20 protein-coding genes are annotated in these 18,961 nt (G+C 68.9%); 10 read left to right on the top strand and 10 right to left on the bottom strand.

Annotated features, from left to right (window positions below):
- Nucleotides 1-49 precede the first annotated feature (49 nt).
- The 3 genes from J7500_RS12420 to J7500_RS12410 form a co-directional block, all read right to left on the bottom strand.
- Complete coding sequence (locus tag J7500_RS12420; RefSeq protein WP_294062017.1) at nucleotides 50-490, bottom strand: cytidine deaminase; 441 nt, start codon at nucleotides 488-490, stop codon at nucleotides 50-52.
- An 80-nt stretch (nucleotides 491-570) separates the two neighbouring features.
- The gene (locus J7500_RS12415) at nucleotides 571-738 is read right to left on the bottom strand and encodes a hypothetical protein (protein WP_294062016.1); all 168 of its coding nucleotides are present in this window, start codon (nucleotides 736-738) and stop codon (nucleotides 571-573) included.
- Nucleotides 739-789: 51 nt separating this feature from the next.
- Nucleotides 790-1,272 (bottom strand): UPF0262 family protein, encoded by a 483-nt coding sequence (locus tag J7500_RS12410; RefSeq protein ID WP_294062015.1) that lies wholly within the window; start codon nucleotides 1,270-1,272, stop codon nucleotides 790-792.
- A gap of 80 nt (nucleotides 1,273-1,352) precedes the next feature.
- Here J7500_RS12410 and J7500_RS12405 point away from each other — a divergent pair, with 80 nt between their 5' ends.
- Entirely contained in the window at nucleotides 1,353-2,849 is a 1,497-nt protein-coding gene (locus tag J7500_RS12405; RefSeq protein WP_294062014.1) for a replicative DNA helicase, read from the top strand.
- Nucleotides 2,850-3,250: 401 nt separating this feature from the next.
- On the opposite strand, the gene J7500_RS12400 is transcribed toward J7500_RS12405, so the two are convergent.
- The 3 genes from J7500_RS12400 to J7500_RS12390 are packed head-to-tail and all read right to left on the bottom strand — an operon-like array spanning nucleotide 3,251 to nucleotide 5,837.
- Complete coding sequence (locus J7500_RS12400) at nucleotides 3,251-3,874, bottom strand: DUF4893 domain-containing protein (RefSeq protein WP_294062013.1); 624 nt, start codon at nucleotides 3,872-3,874, stop codon at nucleotides 3,251-3,253.
- Nucleotides 3,875-3,900: 26 nt separating this feature from the next.
- The gene (locus J7500_RS12395; RefSeq protein WP_294062012.1) at nucleotides 3,901-4,686 is read right to left on the bottom strand and encodes a 3-hydroxybutyrate dehydrogenase; all 786 of its coding nucleotides are present in this window, start codon (nucleotides 4,684-4,686) and stop codon (nucleotides 3,901-3,903) included.
- Nucleotides 4,687-4,697: 11 nt separating this feature from the next.
- Entirely contained in the window at nucleotides 4,698-5,837 is a 1,140-nt protein-coding gene (locus tag J7500_RS12390; RefSeq protein WP_294062011.1) for a patatin-like phospholipase family protein, read from the bottom strand.
- Between the two features lie 122 nt (nucleotides 5,838-5,959).
- Between J7500_RS12390 and J7500_RS12385 the strand changes: the two genes are divergently transcribed.
- From J7500_RS12385 to J7500_RS12345, 9 genes are all read left to right on the top strand, one after another.
- Nucleotides 5,960-6,874 carry a neutral zinc metallopeptidase gene (locus J7500_RS12385; RefSeq protein ID WP_294062010.1) on the top strand — a complete coding sequence of 305 codons (915 nt, stop codon included), beginning with the start codon at nucleotides 5,960-5,962 and terminating at the stop codon, nucleotides 6,872-6,874.
- 85 nt (nucleotides 6,875-6,959) lie between these two features.
- Complete coding sequence (locus J7500_RS12380) at nucleotides 6,960-8,036, top strand: YjgN family protein (RefSeq protein ID WP_294062009.1); 1,077 nt, start codon at nucleotides 6,960-6,962, stop codon at nucleotides 8,034-8,036.
- Nucleotides 8,020-9,096, top strand: coding sequence for a M48 family metallopeptidase (locus J7500_RS12375; protein WP_294062008.1), 1,077 nt, complete (start codon nucleotides 8,020-8,022; stop codon nucleotides 9,094-9,096). Before J7500_RS12380 ends, J7500_RS12375 begins: the two co-directional genes overlap by 17 nt.
- A 40-nt stretch (nucleotides 9,097-9,136) precedes the next feature.
- The gene (locus J7500_RS12370) at nucleotides 9,137-9,868 is read left to right on the top strand and encodes an alpha/beta hydrolase (protein WP_294062007.1); all 732 of its coding nucleotides are present in this window, start codon (nucleotides 9,137-9,139) and stop codon (nucleotides 9,866-9,868) included.
- On the top strand, nucleotides 9,850-10,608 hold the full coding sequence (locus tag J7500_RS12365) for a tetratricopeptide repeat protein (protein WP_294062006.1): 759 nt from the start codon (nucleotides 9,850-9,852) through the stop codon (nucleotides 10,606-10,608). Before J7500_RS12370 ends, J7500_RS12365 begins: the two co-directional genes overlap by 19 nt.
- A 66-nt stretch (nucleotides 10,609-10,674) precedes the next feature.
- Entirely contained in the window at nucleotides 10,675-11,130 is a 456-nt protein-coding gene (locus J7500_RS12360) for a VOC family protein (protein ID WP_294062005.1), read from the top strand.
- Nucleotides 11,127-12,182, top strand: a complete 1,056-nt coding sequence (locus J7500_RS12355) for a nitronate monooxygenase (protein WP_294062004.1) — start codon at nucleotides 11,127-11,129, stop codon at nucleotides 12,180-12,182. Before J7500_RS12360 ends, J7500_RS12355 begins: the two co-directional genes overlap by 4 nt.
- Nucleotides 12,182-12,916: a hydroxyacylglutathione hydrolase gene (gloB, locus tag J7500_RS12350; protein WP_294062003.1), complete on the top strand. Its 735-nt coding sequence runs from the start codon at nucleotides 12,182-12,184 to the stop codon at nucleotides 12,914-12,916. Before J7500_RS12355 ends, gloB begins: the two co-directional genes overlap by 1 nt.
- 36 nt (nucleotides 12,917-12,952) lie before the next feature.
- Complete coding sequence (locus J7500_RS12345; protein WP_294062002.1) at nucleotides 12,953-13,354, top strand: hypothetical protein; 402 nt, start codon at nucleotides 12,953-12,955, stop codon at nucleotides 13,352-13,354.
- 24 nt (nucleotides 13,355-13,378) lie between these two features.
- Here J7500_RS12345 and hslU read toward each other — a convergent pair whose 3' ends face one another.
- The 4 genes from hslU to J7500_RS12325 form a co-directional block, all read right to left on the bottom strand.
- Nucleotides 13,379-14,674, bottom strand: a complete 1,296-nt coding sequence (hslU, locus tag J7500_RS12340) for an ATP-dependent protease ATPase subunit HslU (protein ID WP_294062001.1) — start codon at nucleotides 14,672-14,674, stop codon at nucleotides 13,379-13,381.
- Between the two features lie 128 nt (nucleotides 14,675-14,802).
- Nucleotides 14,803-15,357 carry an ATP-dependent protease subunit HslV gene (gene hslV / locus J7500_RS12335; protein ID WP_294062000.1) on the bottom strand — a complete coding sequence of 185 codons (555 nt, stop codon included), beginning with the start codon at nucleotides 15,355-15,357 and terminating at the stop codon, nucleotides 14,803-14,805.
- A gap of 53 nt (nucleotides 15,358-15,410) precedes the next feature.
- Nucleotides 15,411-16,457 carry a glycosyltransferase gene (locus J7500_RS12330; RefSeq protein ID WP_294061999.1) on the bottom strand — a complete coding sequence of 349 codons (1,047 nt, stop codon included), beginning with the start codon at nucleotides 16,455-16,457 and terminating at the stop codon, nucleotides 15,411-15,413.
- A complete protein-coding gene (locus tag J7500_RS12325) occupies nucleotides 16,454-18,886 on the bottom strand; it encodes a DegT/DnrJ/EryC1/StrS family aminotransferase (RefSeq protein ID WP_294061998.1) in 2,433 nt (810 codons plus the stop codon). Before J7500_RS12325 ends, J7500_RS12330 begins: the two co-directional genes overlap by 4 nt.
- Nucleotides 18,887-18,961 lie beyond the last annotated feature (75 nt).

Raw genomic sequence — 18,961 nt, 5'->3', positions numbered from 1 at the left:
TCCTCCCTGCCGCCACAAGAGCATGGCGGCGAAGCGCTTGGCAAGCCGCTCAGGCGAGGCCGAGATCCGCGGGGCCGAAGGCGTGGGGGAGGAGTTCGGAGAGGCGATAGACGGCGATTTCTTCGCCGGCAGCGCCGCCGCAATAGACCGGGATGTCGCGCCCGCCGAGCTGCGCGGCCTCGTTGATGATCTGGCGGCAGCGGCCGCAGGGGCTCACCGGCGCGGTGTCGGCATGGCCCATGCGTCCGCCGATCACGCCGATCGCGACCACTTCCTTGAGCCGGCCCTCGCTGCTCGTCTTCGCCAGCGCCACCGTCTCGGCGCAGAGCGACAGGCCGTAGCTGGCGTTCTCGAAATTGGCGCCGGTGACGACGCTGCCGTCGCTGAGCAGCACCGCTGCGCCCACGGCGAAGTTGGAATAAGGGGCATAGGCGTTGCGGGCAGCCGCGCGCGCCGCATTGATCAGTGCCTTCGCGCCTTCGTCGATCATCGTGTCGTCATGTCCCTGCGCCGCGGATCGGCGGAAGGGCGACGCCTGCCACATCGCGAGGTCAGGAGCCAGAGCTTCGCTCAGGGCGCGGGCGCGGCGGCGTTCTCGGTAATGAGCTCGTTCTTCAGTGCCCGGTCGTGGGAGAGGTTGAAGGTGATGAAGATCACCACGACGATCGCCACCACGAGCACCGCGATGATGGTTGCTGCGCGCCCGAGGCGCCGGTCGCTGGGTCTTGGCTCGGCCATGGGTGTTCAATGTCGGGGCGGCGGAGTCGTTCCGCCACGTGAGCGCGGGCTTCACCCCTTGATGTGCAGCACGCAGACCAGAGTGAACAGCCGCCGCGCGGTGTCGAAATCGACGTCGATCTTGCCTTCCAGCCGCTCCTTGAGCAGCTCGGCGGCCTGGTTGTGGATGCCGCGGCGGGCCATGTCGACGGTCTCGATCTGCGCCGGGGTGGCGTTGCGGATCGCCTGGTAATAGCTGTCGCAGATCGCGAAATAGTCGCGGATCGGGCGGCGGAAACGGGCGAGGCCGAGCACCAGCGTCTCGAGGTGCGATCCGTCCTCGCGGCGGATCTCCATCGCCAGCCGGCCTTCCTGCACGCTCAGGTGGAGCTTGTAGGGACCTTCATAGCCGTCGGGATGGCGGCGCTGCGGGGCGAAGCGATTCTCCTCGAGAAGGTCGAAAATCGCGATCCGGCGCTCCTGCTCGATGTCCGCCGAGCGCCACAGGATCGTGCGCTCGTCCAGCGTGACGTCGATGATCCGCGGATCGGCCATGCACGGCTCCTATCCGTTCATGCCCATTATCCACAAGGCTATGGAGTTGCTGCCGAGCCCGGGTTGCGCGACAAGGGGGCATGGCACAGCCGATACCGTTTCCCGCCCCGGAGCAATCCGAGGGCGTCACCCTTCCTGCCAATGTCGAGGCGGAAGCCGCGCTGCTCGGCGCGATGATGATCGACAACCGCGTGGCCGAGGACGTGCTGCAGAAGCTGCGTCCCGAGCATTTCTTCGAACCGCTCCACGGGCGGATCTATGAGACGATCGCGGCGATGGTCGGCGACAACCGGCTGGCGACGCCGGTGACGCTGCGTCCGCTGTTCGCCAACGATCCGGCGATGAAGGAGCTGGGCGGACCGGCCTATCTCGCGCAGCTCACCGGCAACCCGGCGAGCCTGATCGGCGCGCGCTCGTTCGCGGACCAGATCTACGACCTGGCGATGCTGCGCGCGCTGGTCAGCGTCGGCCGCGACCTGGTCGAGGGTGCGCTCGACACGAGCCAGGACATCAATCCGGCCAAGCAGATCGAGCAGGCCGAGCTGAAGCTCTACGAAGTCGCCGAGAAGGGCGAATCGGACAGCGGGCTCAAGTCGTTCACCCGCGCGGCGACGCTGGCGGTGCGCCAGGCCGAGAAGGCGATGAACTCGGGTGGCGGCATCTCGGGCATCACCACGGGCCTGACCGACCTCAATGCCTCGACCGGCGGGTTCAACCGGTCCGACCTGCTGATCCTCGCCGGGCGCCCGGGCATGGGAAAGACCTCGCTCGCGACCAACATCGCGTTCAACGCCGCCAAGCGCTGGGCCGACGATCTCGAGGCGGGGATTCCGGAAGAGAAGTCGATCGGCGCGCCGGTGGCGTTCTTCAGCCTCGAAATGTCCGCCGACCAGCTGGCGATGCGTATCCTCTCGGAGCAGGCCGAAGTCGTCTCGGAGAAGCTGCGCACCGGACAGATCAGCCATGCCGAGTTCCAGAAGTTCGCGCGCGCGGCCGGCGATCTCGAGCGGCTGCCGCTCTACATCGACGACACGCCGGGCCTGACCATCGCCGCGCTGCGCACCCGCGCGCGCCGGATGAAGCGCCAGCACAAGATCGGCATGGTCGTGGTCGACTATCTCCAGCTGCTGACCGGCAGCGCCAAGGCCTCGGGCGACGGGCGCGTGCAGGAAATCTCGGAGATCAGCCGCGGCCTCAAGACGCTCGCCAAGGAATTGAACGTGCCGGTGCTCGCGCTGTCGCAGCTCAGCCGCGGCGTCGAGAGCCGCGAGGACAAGCGCCCGCAGCTTTCCGACCTTCGCGAATCGGGCTCGATCGAGCAGGACGCCGACATCGTGCTGTTCGTCTATCGCGACGAATATTATCACGACTTCAAGGCGCCGACGAAGGTGCCCGACGGCACCGAGACCGCCGAGGAGCGCATCGCATACGAGCAGTGGCAGGCGCGCCAGCTCGAGGTTGCGAACAAGGCGACGGTGATCATCGCCAAGCAGCGCCATGGCGCTACCGGATCGGTGCACATGCGCTTCGACCGCCAGTTCACCAAGTTCAGCGACCTGGCGCCCGAGGGGTATTGAGTGCGGACCCGGGGCTGAATGGCGATACGTCCTGAGGCCAAGAAACCGTCCGGCCGCACTGAGACGCTATTGCGCCGCCCCGCGCATCCCGCGCGACCAAAGGTCACACCAAGGTCACACTATCGCGGCGGTTCGAGCGGGCCTGACCATCGGTCGATCCGGCGGCGCGATGCCGGAAGTGGACACGGCGGAAGTGGACAAAGCGGACACCCCAACGCGGGCGCATGCGCGTGCGTACGTGCCTGCGCGCGTGCGTGTGCGCGCGAGACGCCGATTATATTCAGATTGAGAAAGATCGTTCCCGTTTTGTTTCAGGCCAAATCCTATTTTGCAAGCGGCAAGATCGTGCGGCCTGGGTTGTATCGACATTCCTCTCCCCTTCCTTTCACGGAGGGGGGAAGTCAGGCCGGCACAAGCTCCACGACGTCGAGGATCGATTCGAACCGCGGGCGCGGGAAGACCAGCCGCCAGCGGCTGGTGTCGATCCGCTCGATATAGCCGATCAGGTCGCGGGTATCGTCGAGGCCGTAGCGCAGCGGCGCATTCTCGTCGCCGAGCACCAGCGTGCCGAGGAAGATCGCGCGCGACTCGCTGTCCGGGAAGATCAGTCCGGTCGGGCGCTGCGAGCCGGTGCGCTTGTGCAGGCTCTTCACTTCGCCTTCGTCGGCGATGACGCATTCGAACCAGGGATAGGCCGTGAACTCGCGCATCGCCGGGCCGGCGGCGCCGAGCTTGAAAGTGCGGCAGCGGTAGCGGCCCGGGGGCGGGGTGGCGCCGGCGAGCGCGCGGTCGGGATCGAAGAGCTTCGGGTCGGCCGCGATCGCGCCGTCATCGGCCTTGCGCGCGCGCGGCAACGCCTCGTCCCAGGCGCGGCGCCACTGGCGCAGCCGATCGCGGTCGGTGTCGGTCGCCACGCGCTGCCAGCGCACGCCCTCGGGCAGACTCGTCGAGGTCGCTTCGCGATAGACACTGCAGCCGGTGAGGCCGATCGCCAATAGCCCCAGGACCGGCAGCATGCGCTTCATCTTCATCTTCCCCTTGAAGCGGGTCTTCAGGCCGCGGTCCAGCCCCCGTCGATCGTATAATTGGCGCCGGTGATCGCGGCCGCTTCGTTCCGGCAGAGAAATAGCGCGAGGGCGGCCACTTGTTCCGGCTGGACGAACTCCTTGGTCGGCTGGGCGTCGAGCAGCACGTCGTTGATCACCTGCTCGCGCGTCATGCCGCGGGTCTTCATCGTGTCGGGGATCTGGTTCTCGACCAGCGGGGTCCAGACATAGCCGGGCGAGATGCAGTTGACAGTGATGCCGTGGGTCGCGACTTCGAGCGCCACGGTCTTGGTGAGGCCGGCGATGCCGTGCTTGGCCATCACATAGGCGGACTTGTTGGGGCTCGCGACCAGGCTGTGCGCCGAGGCGGTGTTGATGATGCGACCCCAGCCCTTGGCCTTCATGTGCGGGATCGCCGCGCGCGTCATGTGCCAGGCCGAGGACAGGTTGATCGCGATGATCGCGTCGTATTTCTCGACCGGGAACTCGTCGATCGGCGCGACATGCTGGATGCCGGCATTGTTGACGATGATGTCGACCGATCCGAGCTCGCTCGCCGCACGCTCGATCATCGCCGCGATCTGGTCGGGCTTGGTCATGTCGGCGGCGTCGTAGAGCGCCTTTGCGCCGCTGGTCGCCTCCAGTCCGGCGCGCTCGGTCTCGATCGCGGCGGCGTCGCCGAAGCCGTTGATCACCACATTGGCGCCCTCGGCCGCGAAGGCCTTGGCATAGGCGAGGCCGATGCCGGAGGTGGAGCCGGTGACGATCGCGGTCTTGCCTTTGAGGAACATGGTCTACTCCCTTAGCGCCGAGTGAGGTCGAAGGCGGCGGTCTTGCCGTCGAGGATGTTGCTGGCGACGAGCTGGGCATTGGCCATGGTCTCGGCCACGGCGAGCTGGCCCGCCTGCCAATGCTCGCGCATCGAAAGCTCGGAGAATTCGAAGTCGCGCGAGCCGCGCTCCCAGGTGTTGGCGCGGTAGATCAGATGGACGAGCGACAGCGGCTGCTCGGCGGCCATGGCCTCGAGCCGGCGCACATCGGCATCGTCCTTGAGCTCGGGCGGCAGCTTGTCGAGCACCTTGCGGATCGCCTCGCGTTCGCGGCGCAGGCGCATGCGCTCGTCGGTTATGGTCCGCGTGCGGCTGGAGTAGCGGATCTCCTTCTCGCGCGCGAAGACGTCGGTGAGCGTACGCGGCCGATCGCCCGCGGCGGCGAAGAGGTCGACCTGGAAGACGAGCAAGGGCTCGACCTGGTTGTCGAGGACATGGGTGAGCGGCGTGTTGGAGACCAGCCCGCCGTCCCAATAGAGCCGCCCGTCGATCTCGACCGGCGGAAGCCCCGGCGGAAGCGCGCCCGAGGCCATGACGTGGCGCGCGTCGAGCCGCTCGTGACGCGTGTCGAAATAGCGGAAATTGCCGCTCTCGATGTCGACTGCGCCCACCGCCAGCCGGATCGGGCCGTCATTGAGCAGGTCCCAGTCGATCAGCGCGTCGAGCGTGCCGCGCAGCGCGGCGGTGTCGTAGAAGCTCAGTGCCTCGGGGCTGCCGGGGAGCGCGAAGACGGGCGGGAAGATTCGCGGCGCGAAGAAGCCGGGCACGCCGGCCCAGAGCACTGCGGCGGCGGAGGCCTCGTGCGCCCATTCGCGGGCATGGTCCTCGAGCGGGATCGGCAGCGAGGGCAGCGCGCTCGACACTATGTTCCAGAACTGGTGGAGCCGCTCGATCCGGCGCCCGGGCGGATTGCCGGCGACGATCGCGGCGTTGATCGCGCCGATCGAGATGCCGGCGATCCAGTCGATCTCTATCTCGGCCTGGCCCAGCGCCTCGATCACGCCGGCCTGATAGCTGCCGAGCGCGCCGCCGCCCTGCAGCACCAGCGCCACGCAATCGGGCAGCGGCATGCCGCGCGCGCGGCGCGGGCGAGTCGATTCGGCATCGGCCATGCGCGGGGGTTTGCGGTAGCGGCGCGACAGTGGCAAGGCAGAGCGCGCGGGGAAAAAGGGGAATGCAACGCTATGCCCGATCGGGCATTGTTGCGAAGCACGAACGATGAGGAAGTCCCCCGATGCGTCTCGACGATTTCGATCCCAATATTAACGTCGAGGACCAGCGCGGCCGCGGCGGCGGCATGTTCGGCGGCGGGGGAGGCCTGGGCGGCGGGGGCATGTTGTTCGCCTTCCTGCCGATGGTCTTCAGTCGCTTCGGTTGCCTGGGCGTGGGCGTGTTGCTGGTCGTCGCGCTGTTCTTCAGCGGCGGGCTGGGGATGCTCGGCGGGCTCGGCACGCAGCAGGGGGCGCCGACCCAGGTTTCGCAACAGTCGGGGACCGACGCGCAATCGAGTTGCGCGGTCAACGCCGAGAGCAAGGCGTCCTGCAACGCCTTCAGCTCCGCCCAGACCACCTGGGCGCGGATATTCCAGGCGAGCAACGCGCGTTTCCAGGCGCCCAAGCTGGTGTTCTACAGCGGCCAGGGCCAGTCGGGCTGCGGCGCCGCGCAATCGGCGATGGGCCCCTTCTACTGCCCGACCGATCAGGGCATCTATCTGGACACCGACTTCTTTCAGGAACTGTCGCAGCGCTTCCATGCGCAGGGCGATTTCGCGCAGGATTATGTGATCGCGCACGAGTTCGGCCATCACATCCAGAATCTCCTTGGCACGTCGGACCAGGTGGCGCGGATCCAGCGGCAATCGAGCGAGCGCGAGGGCAATGCCGCGTCGGTGCGGCTCGAGCTGCAAGCCGATTGCTATGCCGGCGTCTGGGCCGCGGCGAACAAGGATCGGCTCGAGGCCGGCGACGTCGAGGAAGGCATGACCGCCGCCAATGCGATCGGCGACGACACGCTCCAGCGCGAGGCGCAGGGCAGGGTGGTGCCCGACAGCTTCACCCACGGCAGCTCGGCGCAGCGGATGCAATGGCTGAAGCGCGGCCTCGAATCGGGCGATCCGTCCGCCTGCGATACCTTCGCGGATGCGCAGTAGAAACGCAGTTAATCCCGATTTGGTAACAGCTTGATACTTGACGCTCCCCTTTGGCTCGGCTGAGCTGAGCAAAAGGGGGGCAATCATGGACAGTGAAACGACGAACGCGCGCGCGTTCGCATTCGACGGCAATTGGCGCGAGTTCGCGCCGATCGCCTTTACCAACCTGCTGCTCAGCGCGGTTACGCTGGGAATCTACGCTTTCTGGGCCAAGACGCGCGAGCGGCGCTATCTGTGGAACCGGACGCGCTTCATCGACGACCGGCTCGAATGGACCGGCACCGGGCTGGAGCTCTTCATCGGCTATCTGATGGCGATGGTGCTGTTCGCGATTCCATTGGGCCTGCTGCAGTTCGGCATCCAGGCGCTGGCGATCCGCGGCCACGGCGGCACTGCGGTGCTGCTCGTGCTCGGCCTCTACCTGCTGCTGATCTATCTGGTCGGCGTCGCGATCTTCCGCGCGCTGCGCTACCGGCTGAGCCGAACCTATTGGCACGGCATCCGCGGCGGGAGCGACGATCAGGGCTTCCGCTATGCGCTCTCGCACCTGTGGAAGACGATTGCGGGCGCGGCGGTGTTCGGCCTGCTCGTGCCCTGGTCGATGGTCGAGCTGTGGAAGGAACGCTGGAACGCGATGAGCTTCGGCCCGCATCGCTTCGAGGCGGGCGGCAGTGCCTCGCCGCTGATGATGCGCTACCTGCTCTACTATCTGCTGCCGATCGTGCTGATCGTGGGCGGCGTCATCGCCGCAGCCTTCGTCGGGCCGGAGCTTGGCGGTTCGCCCGAGGACATGCAGGTCCGAATGCTCGGCTTCGTGATCGTCGGCTATGTCGTCTTCTTCGTCCTCGCCGGGCTGATCGCGCTGATCTTCTACGCGGCCTATTTCCGTGAGGTGGTCAGCAACCTGTCGCTCGGCGACCTGGAGTTCGGCTTCACTGCCGGCACGATGGACTGGATCAAGCTGACGCTGGGCAACATCGCGCTGGTGGTGTGCACGCTCGGCGTCGGCTTCATCTTCATCGGCTATCGCAACTGGTCGTTCTTCATCGGCCACATGCACGCCTATGGCACCGTCGCGGTCGACGAGCTCACGCAATCGACCACCCGCGCGCCGCGCCAGGGCGAGGGGCTGCTGGATGCCTTCGATGTCGGAGCGATCTGACGCTGCGGCCGTCTGGCACTATGACGGGGCGAGCGGCCTGCGCCGCGAACCCCTGCTGGTGGCGGACGGCAGCGGCTTCGAGCTGGTCGAGGGCGATCGGCGCGAGGGGCCCTATGCCTTCGCCGACCTGATCGCCCAGGCCGCGCCCGGCGACCCGCAGTTCGGACTGCGCGGCCGCCCGGGCTGGCGGATCGGCTTCGGCGAGGGCGTGCCGGCGGCGCTCGCCGATCGCCTGCCGGGCGCGCGGCGCTACGGCGGGTGGATCGACCGCATCGGGCTGTGGCCCGCGGCGGGTGCCTTCGCGCTGCTCTCCGCGCTCGTGCTCTTCCTGCTCGCGACGACGCCGGCGATGCTGGTGCGTGTGATACCGCGTTCGGCCGAGGCGCGGATCGGCGACCTGATGGTGGGCGATTTCGGCGGCCGGATCTGCAGCACCGACGAGGGCGATGCCGCGGTGGCGGCGCTCAAGGCGCGGATGGGGCCGCCGGCGATGCTCGCCGACGTGCGCGTGGTCGACATTCCCATGGTCAACGCAATCACGCTGCCCGGCGGCCATGTGCTGATCTTCCGCGGGCTGCTAGACCAGGCCGCTTCGCCCGACGAAGTCGCGGGCGTGCTGGCGCATGAGCTCGGGCATGTCGAGCATCGCCACGTGCTCCAGGCGCTCTTCCGCCAGCTGGGGCTGAGCGTGGTGCTCGGCGGGCTCGACGGCAATGTCGGCGGCTATACCAACGTGCTGCTCTCGGCGAGCTATTCGCGCTCGGACGAGGCGCAGGCGGATGGCTATGCGATCGATGCGCTCGACAGCGCCCGGATCTCGCCGATGGGCGTCGCGGGATTCTTCGACCGCCTGTCCAAGGTGGAAGTGAAGGCGAAGGGCGCCGCTGCGCTGATGGGCTATCTCGCGAGCCATCCGATGTCGTCCGAGCGCAAGGCGCGCTTCGCTGCAGGCGCCAAGGGAAGCTATTCGCCTGCGCTCGACGCTGCGCAATGGGAGGCTCTGCGCGAGATCTGCGGGGGCCGGCCCGCGGAGGACTGGAAGGACGCTTTCGCGCTTTGAGGCGCTTTCCATGCGCGGCGGCGGACACTATCCCCGCCGCATGACAGAACCGCGCCCCAAGCTTGCCCATCACCACACGCCCGGCCGCGGGCCGACGGTGGTGTTCCTCTGCGGCTATGCGTCGGACATGAACGGCACCAAGGCGCTGGCGCTCGAGCAATGGGCGCAGCGTAGCGGCCAGGCCTTCCTGCGCTTCGACTATGCCGGCTGCGGCGAGAGCGAAGGGCGGTTCGAGGACCAGACGCTTGTCGACTGGCGCGACGACGCGCTGCGGATCATCGACGACGTGATCGACGGGCCGGTGGTGCTTGTCGGCTCCTCGATGGGCGGGTGGATCATGCTGCTCGTCGCGCGCGCGCGGCCCGCGCAGGTGAAGGGGCTGGTGGGCATCGCCGCCGCTCCCGACTTCACCGACTGGGGCTATAGCGCGGAGGATAAGCGCCACCTCGCCGAGCATGGACGGCTGGAGCAGCCTTCGGACTATTCGGACCAGCCGACGCTCACGACGCGGGCTTTGTGGGAATCGGGACAGGCCAATCTGATGATGACCGGCCCGATCGCGTTCGACGGGCCCGTGCGGCTGCTGCAGGGGCAGCGCGACGCCGAAGTGCCATGGGAGCGCGCCCCGGCGCTCGCCCAGCTTTTCCGTTCAGACGCGGTGCAGACTTGGCTCGTCAAGGACGGCGATCACCGGCTCTCGCGCGAGGCTGACATCGCGCTGATCCTTCGGGCCGTCGAGGATGTACTGACCCTATGTTCGTCTCGCTGCTGATCCTGGGCCTGCAGGCCGCGCCCGCTGCGGCCAAGCCGCAGGCCGCCGCCGAACCGCCGCGCTATGCCCAGTGCATGGACCTCGCGACCGGCGACCCTTCGACCGGCGTGACCAACGCCACGCGCTGGCACATGGAAGGCGGCGGCATGTGGGCGCGCCAGTGCCTGGGCGTCGCCTATGCCAACCAGGGGCGCTGGGCTGCTGCCGCGAGCGCGTTCGAAGAGGCGGCGCGCGAGGCCGAGCGCGCGAAGGACGGGCGCAGCGCCAATTACTGGGCGCAGGCGGGCAATGCCTGGCTCGCGTCGGGCGACGTGCCCAAGGCGCGCGCGGCGCTCGACGCGGCGATGGCGACGGGTGCGCTGTCCGGCCTCGCGCTCGGCGAGGCGCGGCTCGACCGCGCGCGCGTGCTGGTGGCGCAGGGCGACATGCCGGGCGCGCGAACCGACCTGGACCGGGCGCTGGCAGATGCGGGCAAGGACCCGCTGGCCTGGCTGCTCTCCGCCACGCTCGCGCGGCGCATGAACGACCTGCCGCGCGCGCAGACGGACATATTGCAGGCGCTCAAGCTCGCGTCGGACGATGCCTCGGTCCACCTCGAGGCCGGCAACATCGCCGCGGCGGCCGGCGACGGCGAGGGCGCGCGTGCGGCCTGGTCCAAGGCGGCCGAGCTGGCGCCCGGCAAGCCGGCCGGGAATGCGGCGCAGAAGGCGCTGGCGCAATTCTCGGAAGTCGCGAAGTAGCGCAGGGCTGGCGGGACGAAAGCCACGCGCCTATCTGGGCCTCCGAAGCTTTCAGCGGAGTCCCCCATGCAATATCTCCACACGATGATCCGCGTCTCGGACCCGGACGCGACGGTGCGTTTCTTCGAGCTGCTGGGGCTGAAGGAAGTGCGGCGGATGGAGAATGAAAAGGGACGCTTCACGCTGATCTTCCTCGCGGCGCAGGAAGACATGAACGCGCCCGGCGCGCGCGCCAATGCCGAGGTCGAACTCACCTATAACTGGCCCGCCGAGGACGGCAGCGCGCCCGAGCAATATTCGGGCGGGCGCAATTTCGGGCACCTCGCCTACCGCGTCGACAATATCTACGAGACTTGCCAGCGGCTGATGGACGGCGGCGTGACCATCAACCGTCCGCCGCGCGACGGCCATATGGCCTTCGTGCGCACGCCCGACGCGATCTCGATCGAGCTGCTCCAGGCCGGCGACCCGCTGCCGCCCGCAGAGCCCTGGGCGTCCATGCCCAACACCGGCAGCTGGTGAGCGCGCCGGGGGCCCGCTTCCGGGAGCTGACCGGCGCGGCGCTGCCGATCGTGCAGGCGCCGATGGCGGGCGCCGCGGGCGTGCCGCTGGCGGTGGCGGCGATGCGGGCAGGCGCGCTCGCCTCGCTACCCTGCGCGATGCTGGCGCCCGAGCAGGTCCGCGAGCAGGCGGGGCAGGTGCGTGCGAGCGGGGAGAGGCCGCTCAACCTCAACTTCTTCTGCCACACGCTGCCCGAACCGCCCGACGAGCGCGAGTGGCGCGCGTTGCTCGCACCCTATTATGCCGAGGAAGGCGTGGCGCCCGGCGAGCCCGCGCCGCTGCGCCGTCCGTTCGATGCGGCGATGGGCGCAGTGGTCGAGGCGCTGCGGCCCGAAGTGGTCAGCTTCCATTTCGGGCTGCCCGAGCCCGCGCTGCTGGCGCGGGTGCGCGCGAGCGGGGCGCGCGTGTTCGGCAATGCCACCACGCTGGAGGAAGCCGTTTGGCTGGCCAAGCGGGGCTGCGACGCAGTGATCGCACAGGGTGCCGAAGCCGGTGGCCATTCCGGCTGGTTCCTGGACGGACATCGCCCCGTGCCGCTCGCCGAACTGCTGCGGCAGATGGTGGCTGCGGCTGCGGTACCGGTGATCGCCGCGGGCGGCATCGTGGACCGCGCGAGCGCCGCGGCTGCCTTTGCCGCGGGCGCTGCGGCGGTGCAGGTGGGGACGGCCTTTCTGGCCACTCCCGAAAGCGCGATCTCCACGGCGCACCGCGCGCTGCTCGGAACGGAAGCGGCAGGGGATGCGGCCTTCACCAACCTCTTTTCGGGCCGCGAAGCGCGCGGGATCAGCAACCGGCTGATGCGCGAGCTCGGCCCGATCCGCGACGAGGCGCCGGCCTTTCCCTATGCCTCCAACGCGCTCGCGCCGCTGCGGGCCAAGGGGGAGCGCGAGGGGCGGGGGGATTATTCGCCGCTCTGGGCGGGCGCGGGCGCGGCGCGGGTCCGGACGACTTCGGTGGAAGCGCTGGTGGCGGAATTGGCGGCGGTGCTAGAAACGACGCGAGGAGAAGGCTGATGGCAGAGCTCGAGATCGTCCGCATCCCTGCGCTCAGCGACAATTACATCTGGCTGGTCCATGCGCCCGAGAGCGGCGAGACAATGGTGATCGATCCCGCCCAGGCCGAGCCCGTGCTCGTCGAGGCCGAGCGGCGCGGCTGGCACATCTCGGCGATCTGGAACACCCACTGGCACCCCGATCACACCGGCGGCAATGCCGAGATCAAGGAAGCGACCGGCGCCACGGTGATCGCGCCGGCGGCCGAGGCTGCGCGCATTCCGACGCTCGATTTGGGCGTGCACGAGGGCGACGAAGTGCGGCTGGGCGGCCATGTCGCGCGCGTTTGGGAAGTCCCGGCGCACACCGCCGGGCACATCGCCTATCATTTCGCCGAGGATCGCGTGATCTTCGTCGGCGACACGCTGTTCGCGATGGGCTGCGGGCGGCTGTTCGAAGGGACGCCCGAGCAGATGTTCGCCAACATGCAGCGGCTCGCCGCGCTGCCGCCCGAGACGCGGGTCTATTGCGCGCACGAATATACGCTGTCGAACGGCCGCTACGCCCGCGTCGCCGAGCCCGACAATGCCGCGGTCGCGGCGCGGCTGGAGCAGGTCGAGCGCGCCCGTGCGGCTGGCGAGGCGACGGTGCCGACGACGATCCGAGAGGAGCTGGCGACCAACCCGTTCCTGCGCGCCGATAGCGCGGAAACGCTGGCGGAGCGCCGCGCGGCCAAGGATGCGTTTCGCGGCTAGAAGTGCTATATCCGCGCCGCAATCAGGAGAGACAGGATGCGGCTCGCGATCATCATGAGTCTGGGTGCGCTCGCGCTGGCGGGATGCACGGGCAACGAGGAATTCCGGCAAACGCGCCAGGCGCGCGCCGAGCGCGATCTGGCGGCGGCGCTCAAGGGCCGCGTCCCGGGCGAGCCGCGCGACTGCATCAGCAATTTCGGCCTCAGCGGCCCGCAGATCATCGACAGCCGCACGCTGCTCTATCGCGAAGGCCGCCGCGTGTGGCGCAACGACCTGGCGGCGGACTGTCCCGGAATGTCGCCGGGCGACATGCTGATCGTCGAGGTCCACGGCTCGCAACTCTGCCGCAACGACCGTTTCCGCGCAGTATCGCCCGGAACGCGGATTCCGGGCGCTTTCTGCCTGTTGGGCAGGTTCACGCCCTACGAGAGGAAGTGACCGGCGCGCTTCGAGGCTTGAAGGTCAGAGTACGTAGCGGCTGAGATCGGTGTTGCGCGCCACAACGGCGAGCTGCTTCTCGACATAGGCGGCGTCGATCGCGAGCGTGGTGCCCGAGCGGTCCTCGGCGTCGAAGCTCACTTCCTCGAGCAGCTTCTCCATCACCGTCTGAAGCCGGCGGGCGCCGATGTTCTCGATCTCTGCATTAACCTCTGCGGCGATTTTTGCGACGGCACGGATGCCGTCCTCGGTGAAATCGATCTGCACGCCCTCGGTCCCGAGCAGCGCGGCATATTGCTGCACCAGGCTGGCCTTGGTGTCCGAAAGGATCGCGACGAAATCCTCCTCCGTCAGCGCCTTCAGCTCGACGCGGATCGGCAGGCGGCCCTGGAGCTCGGGGAGCAGGTCGCTCGGCTTGGCGACATGGAAGGCTCCGCTCGCGATGAAGAGGATGTGATCGGTCTTCATCGGGCCGTATTTGGTCGCGACGGTCGTGCCCTCGATCAGCGGCAGCAGGTCGCGCTGGACGCCTTCGCGGCTCACCGAACCGCCGCGCACGTCGCTCACCGCGATCTTGTCGATCTCGTCGAGGAAGACGATGCCGTTCGCCTCGGCGTCGGCGAGCGCCTGACGGCTGACTTCATCCTGGTCGAGGCGCTTGTCGGCCTCTTCCTCGACCAGCTTGTCCCACGCGGCGCGAACATTGAGCTTGCGGCGCTTGAGCGGCGCTCCGCCGCCCAGACCCTTCATCATCTCGCTGAGATTGATCATTTGCATCGGCGCACCCGGAATCTCGAAGGGTGCGGTCGGGGCCTGCTCCACTTCGATTTCGATCTCGGTATTGTCGAGCACACCGTCGTGGAAGCGCTGCTTGAACGCCTCGCGCGTCGCAGTGGAGCTGTCCTTCCCGGTGAGCGCGTCGAGCAGCCGGCTCATCGCCGCTTCCTCGGCCTTGTCCTTCACTGCGGCGCGGCGGCGCTCCTTTTCGAGCCGGATCGCTTCCTCGACCAGGTCGCGCGCGATCTGCTCGACGTCGCGGCCGACATAGCCGACCTCGGTGAACTTGGTCGCCTCCACCTTCACGAAGGGCGCATCGGCGAGCTTGGCGAGGCGGCGGCTGATCTCGGTCTTGCCGCAGCCGGTCGGTCCGATCATCAGGATGTTCTTGGGCGTGACTTCGTCGCGCAGATCGGCGCTGAGCTGCTGGCGGCGCCAGCGGTTGCGCAGCGCGACCGCTACGGCCTTCTTGGCGTCGTGCTGGCCGATGATGTGCGCGTCGAGTGCTGCGACGATGGCTTTAGGGGTGAGGTTGTCGTTCATTTTCTTCTCTAAGCCCCTCCCCTTCAGGGGAGGGGTTGGGGGTGGGGCAGTGTTGGCCTCGCAGAGACCGGTGTGGGTGGAGAGTCCCCCACCCCAACCCCTCCCCTGAAGGGGAGGGGCTTTTGAGCTCAGGTAGCGCTGTCGAGCGTCTCCACGGTCAGCCGGTCGTTGGTGTAGACGCACAGCTCGCCGGCGATCGCCATCGCCTTGCGCGCGATCTTCTCGGGATCGTTCTCATAGTCGACCAGCGCGCGCGCGGCGGCGAGGGCGAAATTGCCGCCCGATCCGATCGCGGCGACCCCGCCTTCGGGCTCGAGCACGTCGCCGTTGCCGGTGACGACCAGCGTCACTTCCTGGTCGGCGACGATCAGCATCGCCTCGAGGTTGCGGAGGTACTTGTCGGTGCGCCAGTCCTTGGCGAGCTCGACCGCGGCGCGCATCAGATGGCCGTTGTGGCGTTCGAGCTTGGCCTCGAGCCGCTCGAACAAGGTGAAGGCGTCGGCCGTGGCGCCCGCGAAGCCCGCGATCACCTTGCCGTCGCCCAGGGGTCTAACCTTGCGGGCATTGGGTTTCATCACGGTGTTGCCGGCCGAGACCTGGCCGTCGCCCGCGATCACCACCTTGCCCGATTTGCGCACGGAGAGAATGGTCGTGCCGTGCCACGCGCTGGAGTTTCCGCTCATCGCCAGCGCATATGGGATGGGCGAGCCGCCGTGCAAATCCCCTGCGGCGAAATCTAGTGGGCGGCGCCGATCCGCAGAGCCCGGGCCTGACCCACGACGGCGGAGAGGAACTGGTCGGTTCTCGCCGGAGCGGCGCCCGCGGGCCGCGTCGCAAGCGCGTGACGCAGGCCGATCGTGCCGCGACGGATCGCGGGCCGGGCGACCAGCCACCAGAGGCGCGCATGCTCTCCGTCGATCCGCGCGCGCGTCTCCGGGTCGAGATCGCGCGTGGCGACGAAATGGCGATGAAGCGCAGCGAGCGTGTCGGCGAGCCGTTCGAGCGTCGCGCGATCGGGAACGGGATCGCGCGCGAAGAAATGGCGGACGACCAGCGCGGCGCGGGAAGGGGCCTCGTCGCCGAAGACCGGGGCGTAATGCTCCTCCAGCACCCGCGCGGCGCTGGCGCCCATCGTTTCGCGGTACTTCTGCGAGGCGCCGCCCGGATGGCAGCGATAGAGCAGCAGCTCCTCCTCGATCCGGTCGAGCGTGCCGAAGCGGCGGAGGCGGTGGTAGAGGTCGAAATCCTCGGCGTAGCGAAGCTCGGGCCGCTCGAACGGATCGAGCCGGCGCGCGGCGTCGGCGCGGAACATCACCGAGGACCAGACCAGCGGGTTCTGGACCAGCATCAGCCAGTCGATCATCGCCGACGTGAGGTCGTCGGGGCCCGGCCAGCGCGCCGTCTCGCCATCCTCCAGCAGCAGCGCGCGCGAGCCGACGAGCACCGTTTCCGGATGCGCGTCGAGCCAGGCGATTTGGCGCTCGAAGCGGTGGGGGAGGCAGATGTCGTCCTGGTCGAGCCCGGCGATGTACCGCCCGCGCGCTTCGGCGAAGGCGCGGTTGCGGGCGTGGACCGGCCCCTGGTTCACTTCCGCGGCGATGACGCGGATGCGCGGATCGTCGAAGCGGGCGAGCACCGCGCGCGTGTCGTCGGTCGAGCAATCGTCGACGACGATCAGCTCGAAATCGCCGAAGCTTTGCGCGAACAGGCTGTCGATGGTCTCCGTGACGAAGGCGGCGCCGTTATACGCCGCCATGATTACGCTGACCGCAGGCGCGCTCATGCGGCCTGCCGGGCCCGGGCGTCGAGCAGCTGGCCGACGATCCGCTGGCCAACGTCGTTCTGCCACAGCCACAACCCGTTGGCCTTGCCCTTGAAGCTCGGCTCGCCGCCCAGCGCGCCTTCGGGGACGAAACCCGCGGCGAGGCCGATGCCATAGGCCCCTGGGAGTGGGCGACCCTCGGCATCGATCACGCGGCACTGCTGGTCGACCAGCCGCGGCCGGCCGGGCCCGTGGGCGGAGAGCGCGATCCGCTCGCCCGCCTCGTCGAGCAGCGGCAGCGCATGCGGCCGATAGCCGAGCGCGCCGATGACCAGGTCCGCACCGTCGAGGATGCGGCCGGCCTCGGCATCGTCGGCTCCGGCGATGCGGTGCAGGCGGAAGCGCGGATCGGGCGCGCGGCCGCCGACGCCGAGCATCCGCAGCACCAGCTCGCGCGCCTCGAGCCGGAAGCCCGCGAGACGATAGACGAAGCCGCTGACCGGGCAGATGTCGTCGGGTCCGAAATCGGTGAAGCCGTCGGCATGCGCGGCCTCGACCGAATGGTAGAAGGGCCGCAACGGCTCGCGGTGGAGCAAGGTCAGCGCGCCTTGGCCGAGCGGCAGGCCCGACTTGAGCAGCAGCGCGGCGGCGGCCATCGCGCTGGTCGAGGCGCCGATGATGGCGATGCGCGGCGCGCGGACCTCGGCAAGGCGCACGCGCAGGCGATCGATCCCGCCGAGGCGCAGCGCCTCGTCCGACAGGATCAGCCGGCTGCCGAGTCGCTCGCCGAGCGGGCGCCCGGCGACCACCGAGGCGGCGACTTCGCTCGGCGACTGATAGCCGCCCGTGGCGATGACGATGTTGTGCGAGAGGATGTCGCGCTCGGCACCGGTCGCGCATTCGCGGACGCGGGTCTGCCACAGCCCGGCGGCGGTGCGGCGCGATTCGACGACTTCGTGACGCGTGAGCAGGCTGCCGCCATTCTCGGCGACGACCTGCCCGACGCGCGCGCCGATCGCTTCGAGGAAGGGCCCGGAGCGGGCGAGCGGCACGCCGAGCGCGCCGATGTACTCGGCGATCTCGCGGCCGGTAGGGTGGTCCATCAGCTCGGCGATCGGCGCATGGACATTGTCCTTCACCGCGCTGAGGAAAGTCTCGGCGGTGCTGTCCGAGGTGATAGCATAGGAGCCGAGCTCGCCGCCGCCCAGGCTCGCGCTGCGCTCGACCACCACCAGTCCGGCGCGGGCGAGTTCGGCGAGCCGTTCCTGCTTGCTGGCCGAGATCAGCATCGCGACTCCCGCGGGGCCGCCGCCGACGAGCAGGGTCGAATGGATCGGCGGCGTAGCGCGCGCGGCGGCGCGGGCAGGGTGGGCGGCCGTGCAGGCGCTGGCGAGCGCGTCGCACACGGTCTCGACGTCCTCGGCGGTCATCCGGTCGGTGACGGGAAGCGACAGCATCCGCGCGCCGATATCGTCGGCCACCGGGGTCGGGTTCAACAGGCAGGTGCTGCGGAAATAAGGCTGCTCGGCCAGATGCGGGCTGAAATAGCGGCCTGAGCCGATGCCGCGCGCAGCGAGCGACGCCCCGATCGCGTCGCGCTCGCTCGCCAGCTCGCGCGGCAGCAGCAGCGGCAGGAACTGGGCGTTGAGCCGCGTCGCATGCACTTTCTGCAGGGTGAAGCGGCCGCCGAGATAGTCGCGGTACAGCGCGTTGAGCGCGGCGCGATGCTCGGCCACCTTTTCGATCTCGTCGAGCTTGGCGAGCGCGAGCAGGCCCGCGACTTCGGAGAGCTTGGCGTTGAGCCCCGGGCCCATCGCCGATCGGCTGCCGGCAAAGCCATAGTTGCTCATCCGCCGCATCGCCTCGATCGCTTCCGGATCGGCGCTGTAGATCAGCCCCCCTTCGCCGGTGGCGAAGGGCTTGGTCGCGTGCATCGAGAAGACCGTGGCGAAGCGCGCGCCGGTGGCAAAGCCCCGGCCACTGGCGTCGAGCGTGCCGAGCGAACTCGCCGCGTCGACCACCACGCCCGCGCCATGACGGTCGGACAGGCGCACGTAGCGATCGAGGTCGATTGCCGTGCCGAAGGTGTCATAGGGAACGATCACCGCGATTTCGCCGCGATGGCGGGCGAGGGCTTCCTCCTCCGCCGCGGCCGAGGCGGCCCAATCGTCGGGATCGCTGTCGACGAGCAGCGGCGTGAGCCCGGCCCAGATCGCCGCATGCGCGGTGGCCGCGAAGGTGAAGCTGGGCATCAGCGCATAGCGGCCGGTGCGGCCTTCGCGCGCATGGCGGATCGCGACCATCAGCCCAAGCGTCGCGCTCGGTACGGTGAGGCAGGCGCCGACGCCGCCGAACATCTGCCCGGTCGCCGCGGCTTCGAAGCGGCGGACGATCGGCCCATGGTTGGTGAAGATCCCCGACGCCTCGAGCGCCCGAAGCTCGTCGATCATGGTGCTGAGCCGCGGCGGGCAAGTCGAAATCAATGGCAGTTTGTGCATGTTCGCGGCGTCCGCTTCCCCCAGACT

The organism is Sphingomonas sp. (assembly GCF_017744835.1).
GTDB lineage: Bacteria > Pseudomonadota > Alphaproteobacteria > Sphingomonadales > Sphingomonadaceae > Sphingomonas.
The sequence above is the reverse complement of the archived record's forward strand: the minus strand, read 5'-3'. Positions and strand labels throughout refer to the sequence as shown.

Excerpts from the sequence above, each read along its gene's own strand:
- J7500_RS12395 (WP_294062012.1), bottom strand. The coding sequence starts at position 4,686 with ATGTTCCTCAAAGGCAAGACCGCGATCGTCACCGGCTCCACCTCCGGC.
- hslU (WP_294062001.1), bottom strand. The coding sequence starts at position 14,674 with ATGAACGACAACCTCACCCCTAAAGCCATCGTCGCAGCACTCGACGCG.
- J7500_RS12345 (WP_294062002.1), top strand. The coding sequence starts at position 12,953 with ATGCGGCTCGCGATCATCATGAGTCTGGGTGCGCTCGCGCTGGCGGGA.
- J7500_RS12405 (WP_294062014.1), top strand. The coding sequence starts at position 1,353 with ATGGCACAGCCGATACCGTTTCCCGCCCCGGAGCAATCCGAGGGCGTC.
- J7500_RS12400 (WP_294062013.1), bottom strand. The coding sequence starts at position 3,874 with ATGAAGCGCATGCTGCCGGTCCTGGGGCTATTGGCGATCGGCCTCACC.
- J7500_RS12385 (WP_294062010.1), top strand. The coding sequence starts at position 5,960 with ATGCGTCTCGACGATTTCGATCCCAATATTAACGTCGAGGACCAGCGC.
- gloB (WP_294062003.1), top strand. The coding sequence starts at position 12,182 with ATGGCAGAGCTCGAGATCGTCCGCATCCCTGCGCTCAGCGACAATTAC.
- J7500_RS12325 (WP_294061998.1), bottom strand. The coding sequence starts at position 18,886 with ATGATCGACGAGCTTCGGGCGCTCGAGGCGTCGGGGATCTTCACCAAC.
- J7500_RS12410 (WP_294062015.1), bottom strand. The coding sequence starts at position 1,272 with ATGGCCGATCCGCGGATCATCGACGTCACGCTGGACGAGCGCACGATC.
- J7500_RS12390 (WP_294062011.1), bottom strand. The coding sequence starts at position 5,837 with ATGGCCGATGCCGAATCGACTCGCCCGCGCCGCGCGCGCGGCATGCCG.
- J7500_RS12365 (WP_294062006.1), top strand. The coding sequence starts at position 9,850 with ATGTTCGTCTCGCTGCTGATCCTGGGCCTGCAGGCCGCGCCCGCTGCG.
- J7500_RS12370 (WP_294062007.1), top strand. The coding sequence starts at position 9,137 with ATGACAGAACCGCGCCCCAAGCTTGCCCATCACCACACGCCCGGCCGC.
- J7500_RS12330 (WP_294061999.1), bottom strand. The coding sequence starts at position 16,457 with ATGAGCGCGCCTGCGGTCAGCGTAATCATGGCGGCGTATAACGGCGCC.
- J7500_RS12375 (WP_294062008.1), top strand. The coding sequence starts at position 8,020 with ATGTCGGAGCGATCTGACGCTGCGGCCGTCTGGCACTATGACGGGGCG.
- J7500_RS12420 (WP_294062017.1), bottom strand. The coding sequence starts at position 490 with ATGATCGACGAAGGCGCGAAGGCACTGATCAATGCGGCGCGCGCGGCT.
- J7500_RS12415 (WP_294062016.1), bottom strand. The coding sequence starts at position 738 with ATGGCCGAGCCAAGACCCAGCGACCGGCGCCTCGGGCGCGCAGCAACC.
- J7500_RS12380 (WP_294062009.1), top strand. The coding sequence starts at position 6,960 with ATGGACAGTGAAACGACGAACGCGCGCGCGTTCGCATTCGACGGCAAT.
- J7500_RS12360 (WP_294062005.1), top strand. The coding sequence starts at position 10,675 with ATGCAATATCTCCACACGATGATCCGCGTCTCGGACCCGGACGCGACG.
- hslV (WP_294062000.1), bottom strand. The coding sequence starts at position 15,357 with ATGAGCGGAAACTCCAGCGCGTGGCACGGCACGACCATTCTCTCCGTG.